Source organism: Streptomyces sp. NPDC001219 (assembly GCF_053597915.1).
Genome location: NZ_JBSFJF010000147.1, coordinates 1 through 4650, shown reverse-complemented (window position 1 = coordinate 4650; position 4650 = coordinate 1). Strand labels below are relative to the sequence as shown.

The following is a 4650-nucleotide window of genomic DNA, read 5'->3' as shown; positions in this document are numbered from 1 at the left end:
GGAACACCAGGAGCAGAACCAGGGAAAGGGTGCCGTCCACAGGGTCTCCAGGCTTGGCCGCGCCGGCGCTCGGGCGTCCCACTCTCGGCCATCATCCCGGGCGGCGTGCGCCGGGTCGCCGTCGGGGCCGAGCGGCAGCAGCAGGACGGCGCCGCCGTCCCGTACGGCGGCCAGGCCCCGGCGGGTGGCGGCGAGATGGGAGGCCGCCGACCACAGCCGGCGCCGGTCCGCGCCGTGGGAGCCGCCGTCGTGGGAGCCGGTGTCTTCGGAGCCTGCGTCATCCGGCGGCGGTGCGTCGGGCCGGGCGGCCAGGACGACATGCGGCGCGTCCAGGTCGGCGCCGACCCGGGCGGCCCGCTCCCGGAGCAGCCGGGGGTCGCGGTCCGCGGCGTTCAGCAGGTCGTCCAACAGCTCGCCGCGCACCCGCTGTTCGGCCTCACCGGCGGTCCGCCGGGCGAGCAGGAGCAGCGAGGTGACCATCGCGGCCCGCTCCAGGGTCCGCTGGTCGACCGGGTCCAGGGCCGGGTGTCCGCGCAGCACGAGGGCACCCAGGACCTCACCGCCCGCCCCGACCGCCGCGACCCAGTCCGCTCCGTCCCGTACGGCGTGCCCGTCGGCGCGCGAGCGGCCCAGCGCCCCGGCCGGTGCCCCGGCGGGCTCGGTGAAGTCGACCTCGCCGTCCAGGACTTCCGCCACCGCCGCGGCGACGTCCTGGACCCCGCCGCCGCGCAGCACCAGTTCGGTCAGCCGGTCATGGACGTCCGCGGCGCGCTCGACGGCCGCGCTGCGGTCGCGGATGATCTCGTTGGCCGCCTCCAGTTCGGTGAGCGTCTCACGGGTCTCGGCAAGGAGGTTGGCGGTGTCGAGGGCGACGGCGGCATGGGCCGCGTGGGCGGCGAGCAGCGCGATCTGGCCGTGCTCGAAGACCCGCTCGCGCCGGTCGGCGGCGAAGAGCACCCCGATCACCCCGCTGCCGAGCATCAGCGGCACCCCGAGGATCGCCACCAGCCCCTCGTCCTGGACGCCGGAGTCGATGGTGTGGGTGTGCCGGAACCGCTCGTCGTGGAAGTAGTTGTCGGTGACGTACGGCCGGGCGGTCTGCGCGACCAGGCCGCCCAGGCCCTCGCCCATCCCGAGCCGCAGCTGCTGGAACCGCGCCGAGACCGAGCCGTCGGTGACCCGCATATAGGTGTCGCCGGCGGACGGGTCGTTCAGGGTGAGGTAGGCGACCTCGGTGCCCAGCAGGGAGCGGGCCCGGCGCACGATCGCGCGCAGCACCGCGTCGAGGTCGCGCAGCCCGGCCAGGTCGTGCGCGGTGGCGTGGAGCGCGGACAGTTCGGCCTCGCGGCGCCGGCGGTCCTCCAGTTCGGCGCGCACCCGCAGCGCGCGGAGCTTGGCCCGCTCCAGGGCGGCGAGCCGGCCTGCGGAGGCGCCCTCGGCGCGGGCCCGCAGCACCGGGCGCTCGTACTCCCCGGCCGGGGCGCCGGCGGCCAGCAGGCCGAGGAAGGGGGCCTCGGCCGGATCGTGGGCGGGGTCGCCGGCCGGGATGCCCTCCGGGCCGTACGGAACGGGTGCCGGGCGCGGGGTGTTCACGGGCTCGGGGCTCGGCTCGGGCGCCGGCTGTTCGGTGGGCATGGTCACAGGGATACCTCCGGGTCCGCGCGGTGCGCCGGCCTCCGGCGCCCGGGGACGGGCCGGGGCCGCTCAGTGCGCGGTCCAGCCACCGTCCAGGGTGAGCGAGGCGCCCGTCACGAAGGACGCCTGCGGGGTGCACAGATACGCCACGGCCTCGGCGACCTCCGCCGGTTCGAGCAGCCGCTTGAGGGCGGAGTCGGCGAGCAGGATGTCGGCCAGCACGCGCTCCTCGGGGATGCCGTGGGCGGCGGCCTGGTCGGCGAGCTGCCGTTCGACGAGCGGGGTGCGGACATAGCCGGGATTGACGCAGTTGCTGGTGACGCCGTGCGCGGCGCCCTCCAGGGCCGCGGTCTTGGACAGCCCCTCCAGGCCGTGTTTGGCGGCGACATACGCGGACTTGAAGGGGGAGGCCCGCAGTCCGTGCACGGAGGAGATGTTGATGACGCGGCCCCAGCCCCGCGCGTACATATGGGGCAGCGCGCCCCGCAGCAGCCGGAAGGGTGCCTCCAGCATCACGGTCAGGACCTGATGGAAGACCTCCGGCGGGAACTCCTCGATGGGGCGGACGAGCTGGAGGCCGGCGTTGTTGACGAGCAGGTCGGTGCCGGCCGCGGCCCGCTCGGCGGCGTCCAGGTCGGTCAGGTCCAGCGGGCACGGTTCCACCCGGCCCCGGGAGCCGTTCGGGTGGTCCGCCACGAGACGGGCCAGGCCGTCGGCGTCCCGGTCGACCGCGCGCACCGTCGCACCGGCCGCCGCCAGCCGCAGCGCGCAGGCGCGTCCGATGCCGCCGGCCGCGCCGGTGACGAGGGCGGTACGGCCGTCGAGGTCGAGGGATACCGGGCCTGGGGTGCCGATCACGGTCATGTCCGCACCCTAGGCAGCGGCCGGCCGGGGACCGATGTGGTGCGGCACCACACTTCGGGGGCCGGATGTGGCGGCCGCCCCTGCCGGAGGCGGCGACGCCCGGTCCGCGCCCGGGAGCGGCGGGTGCCCGGCCCCGTGCGCGTCACCCGATCGGCCCTCCCGGATCGCCCGGCGCCCCGCGGGCTCCTAGCCTCGTACGACGCGGCGTGCCGTCTGCGCACCGCCGCCACCAGGGAGGCCGACATGCGGAGGCTCATCGCCGTGCCGACGGTGCTGTTCGCACTGTCCGCCGCGGGCTGCGGGAGCGCGGACGGCGGCCAGGACACCACGGCCGCGACCTCCTCCCCCACGGGCCGGATGCCGGGCTCCGCCTCCCCCACCGTCCCCGGACAGCCGGTGAACTGCGGTGAACTCCCCGACGCGCTGGGCACGGAAGGGGACGTCACGCTCTTCGCCGACCCCGGCGCCGGGGGCACGGTGGGCTGCGGGGAGGCCCGCTCGGTGATGTCCGAGTTCTTCACGCGGGCGCCCGGGGAGGCACGGGACGACCGGGGCACGCTCTCCGTACGGGGCTGGCTCTGCCGGTACGAGAGCGGCCCCACCGGCACCTGGATCACGACCTGCCGCAAGGACAAGCGGGAGATGCACACCGAGGAGCCGCCCGGCGGCAACACGGTCCCAGGCCCCTCCGACGAGCCCGGCGCCCCGGACGAGTCCGAGCTGCCCCCGCTGCCCGACGACTCCTCGGACCCGCTGGACGAGCCGTCGACGGAGGAGCTGTAGCCCGGCGGTCTCCCGGAGCGGTCCGCCGGGGGTTCAGGCCTCGGGGTGCCGGCCCGGCTCCTCCTGCTCGATCCCGTGGAACCACGTCGGCCCGGCCTCCAGCGCCCGCTTGATCCGGGTCAGGGCGTACTCCTTCAGCTCCGGCAGGGCGTCCACGGCGAACCAGCCGACCTCCAGCGACTCGTCGTCGTTGACCCGCGCCGCCCCGCCGACCGCCCGGCAGCGCAGCGTCACGTCCATGAACTGGCAGATGTCGCCGTTGGGGTAGTGGGTGGGCGGCATGGTCTCGACGAGGACGACGCCCTCGGGGACGACCCGCACGGCGGTCTCCTCGTAGACCTCCCGCACCGCGGTCTCGGCGGGCTGCTCGCCGGGCTCGGGGATGCCCCCGATCACCGACCAGCCACCGGTGTCGGCCCGCTTGCCCAGCAGGACACGGCCCTCGTCGTCGAAGACGACCGCGCTCACCCCGGGCAGCCAGAGCAGCTGCCGGCCGATGGAGTTCCGGAGATCACGAATGAAGTCGGGGGTAGCCATGGTCCCGACCCTACGGGACGTCCCCGGGCCGGCGGGCGCCCGCGAGCGCCCCCGGCGGCGCGACGCTCAGGTGCCCGCCGGGCTTCCCTCGCGCGGCCGGAGCCGGCCCCGGATGGCCCGGACGGCGCCCTCGGCGTCGTCGACGGTGACGGTGAAGGTCATCCCGTCGCCCAGCCGGAGCACCACGCCCTCGCCCCGGCGGACGACCACGGCCGTGCCCTGCTCGGGGCGCCAGCGGTAGCCCCAGCCGCCCCAGTGGCGGGGGGTGACCTGGGGGGTGAAGTCGGCGCCGACGACGGTGTCGAGCGGAATGCGGCGGCGCGGCACCCCTATGTGGCCGCACCGCACCTCCATGCACTCCTTGTCGACACGTACCGCGACATGGACGAAGGCGAGCGTGCCGAAGAGCACCAGCAGACCGGCCGCGACACAGCCGACCACCGACATCACCAGGGGCGCGCGGCCCGAGGTCCAGTTGCTCTCGACGGCGAGCAGGATGCCCAGCGCCAGACACGCCGCGCCGATCGCGGCCAGCAGCCACTGGATGCGGTTGGTGGCGCTGCCGTGCCAGACCTCGGGGATCTCGGCATGGGAGCCGCCGACAGGGCGCGCTCCACTGTCGGCGCCGTCGGTACTGCCGTGGTTGCCGGGGGCTGCTGCCCCCTCGTGGGGGTGGTCCCTCATGGAACGCAGCGTACGCGTCTTCGCACCCCATGGCAGTGCGCCGGACGGCCTCGTTCCGCCCCGGGTTGCGGGACCCGCGACGGCCTGGGTGTCGAGCTGCTGGCGCGGGGGCTGTTCGCGGCGGGTTCGGCGCGCACCATCGTGGCG

The 4650-nt window shown here is 75.8% G+C and carries 5 protein-coding genes; 1 reads left to right on the top strand and 4 read right to left on the bottom strand.

Annotation, left to right across the window (positions count from 1 at the left end; all coding sequences use genetic code 11):
* Both ACWC9R_RS36895 and ACWC9R_RS36890 read right to left on the bottom strand, forming a co-directional pair.
* A partial coding sequence (locus ACWC9R_RS36895) for a GAF domain-containing protein (protein ID WP_450738239.1) occupies window positions 1-1635 on the bottom strand: 1635 nt, incomplete at its 3' end.
* Window positions 1636-1704: 69 nt separating this feature from the next.
* Window positions 1705-2499, bottom strand: a complete 795-nt coding sequence (locus ACWC9R_RS36890; RefSeq protein WP_450738237.1) for a 3-hydroxybutyrate dehydrogenase — start codon at window positions 2497-2499, stop codon at window positions 1705-1707.
* 243 nt (window positions 2500-2742) lie between these two features.
* Between ACWC9R_RS36890 and ACWC9R_RS36885 the strand changes: the two genes are divergently transcribed.
* The gene (locus tag ACWC9R_RS36885) at window positions 2743-3282 is read left to right on the top strand and encodes a hypothetical protein (RefSeq protein WP_450738235.1); all 540 of its coding nucleotides are present in this window, start codon (window positions 2743-2745) and stop codon (window positions 3280-3282) included.
* Between the two features lie 33 nt (window positions 3283-3315).
* Here the strand turns inward: ACWC9R_RS36885 and ACWC9R_RS36880 are convergent, their stop codons facing one another.
* Together ACWC9R_RS36880 and ACWC9R_RS36875 are read right to left on the bottom strand one after the other, a co-directional pair.
* Window positions 3316-3819 carry an NUDIX hydrolase gene (locus tag ACWC9R_RS36880; protein ID WP_450738233.1) on the bottom strand — a complete coding sequence of 168 codons (504 nt, stop codon included), beginning with the start codon at window positions 3817-3819 and terminating at the stop codon, window positions 3316-3318.
* A gap of 66 nt (window positions 3820-3885) precedes the next feature.
* The gene (locus ACWC9R_RS36875; RefSeq protein WP_450738231.1) at window positions 3886-4503 is read right to left on the bottom strand and encodes a hypothetical protein; all 618 of its coding nucleotides are present in this window, start codon (window positions 4501-4503) and stop codon (window positions 3886-3888) included.
* Window positions 4504-4650: the final 147 nt, after the last annotated feature.